The sequence below is a fragment of the Duganella violaceipulchra genome, assembly GCF_019166075.1.
Lineage (GTDB): Bacteria > Pseudomonadota > Gammaproteobacteria > Burkholderiales > Burkholderiaceae_D > Rugamonas > Rugamonas violaceipulchra.
Genome location: NZ_JAHTGR010000112.1, coordinates 1 through 482, shown reverse-complemented (window position 1 = coordinate 482; position 482 = coordinate 1). Strand labels below are relative to the sequence as shown.

The window sequence follows — 482 nt, the reverse complement described above, 5'->3', positions numbered from 1 at the left end:
GCCAGATCGAGTTGATCGAAGACGGCGGCAAGGTGGTGCAAGCGACCCGCCTGTACGATCCCGACCGCAAAGAGACGCGCGAAATGCGCAGCAAGGAAGACGGTGGCGGCCAGGTCGTAGGGCTGATCTTCGATCATCGCCATCAGCAGGTCGCGGCCGGCGGCCAGCGCGGCGCGTCCGACCTGCTCCTGGCGGGTGCGGAAGGCCATCACGCCGACGTAGCCGACCAGGAACTGGCGGCCGCGCTTGAGTTCCGGCACCGGCGGCAACACCGGCTGGCGCTGGCGCCGCAGGTCGACAGCGGCGAACGGCTGCTGTTCGTCGCGCACGATGCGCACGGCGCGCCCGCATAAAACAGGCCGGCGGCGCCGTCCCGGATAGAGAGATGGTGCGCGCCCCTGTGGCGCTGCCGGTAGACAGCACATACCCGAGAACCCAAGAAGCTCCGACGCCGCGCAGCGCGCTCATATCGACAATATTAC

At 68.0% G+C, this 482-nt stretch carries 1 protein-coding gene; it reads right to left on the bottom strand.

The window, feature by feature from the left end:
• A partial coding sequence (locus KVP70_RS33205; protein WP_217946707.1) for a hypothetical protein occupies positions 1 to 329 on the bottom strand: 329 nt, incomplete at its 3' end.
• Positions 330 to 482: the final 153 nt, after the last annotated feature.